The sequence below is a fragment of the Halomonas halmophila genome (assembly GCF_006540005.1).
GTDB lineage: Bacteria > Pseudomonadota > Gammaproteobacteria > Pseudomonadales > Halomonadaceae > Halomonas > Halomonas halmophila.
Window position 1 is genome coordinate 1 of the sequence record NZ_BJOC01000020.1, and the last position, 688, is coordinate 688.

General features: G+C 63.4%; 1 protein-coding gene. It reads right to left on the bottom strand.

The features are described 5' to 3' along the window. Positions 1-688, bottom strand: a 688-nt coding sequence (locus HHA01_RS07825; RefSeq protein ID WP_141319445.1) for an Ig-like domain-containing protein, incomplete at both ends; no start/stop codon positions are given.

Below are 688 nucleotides of genomic sequence, written 5' to 3' on the forward strand. Positions count from 1 at the left end.
AGTGACGCTGACCGTAAAGCTGTCATCACCGTTGTAGTCGGCATTGGGTGTGTAGGTCCACTCGCCACTGGCCGGGTCGATGCTCGCCGTGCCATTGGCCGGACCATTCCCCGATTCGATCGCGAAGCCCGGGTTGCTCATGCCATCGGCGTTATCACTGACCGTCAACGTGCCGGTGAGTGTGGTGTCTTCCGCGCCATTGCCGCTGGTGTCGCCACCGAAGCTGGCCGGGTCGTTGGCCTGATCCACCGTGACGTTGACCGTCGCCGTCTCGGTCACGCCGCCCGAGGTCACCGTGTAGGTGTAGCTGTCGCTGCCATGGAAGTCGGCGTCCGGCGTATAGGTCACCTGACCATTGGCGTCGATGCTCACCGAGCCATTAGTGCCCTGGGTGACCGCCGTCACTTCGGCGTCGGATGACTCGAAGCTGTCATTGCCCAGCACATCGTTGGTCACCGCGGTATCTTCATCGGTGGTCGCGTTATCCGGAGCGATGTCCGCCACCGAGGTCACCGTGACATCGATGACCTGGGTCTCGGTGTTGCCGTCATCATCGGTGACGCTGACCGTGAAGCTGTCATCGCCGTTGTAGTCGGGGGTCGGCGTGTAGGTCCACTCGCCGCTGGCCGGGTCGATACTCGCCGTGCCATTGGTCGGTGCACCGCTGACCGTGAAGGCCGGCGTGGTC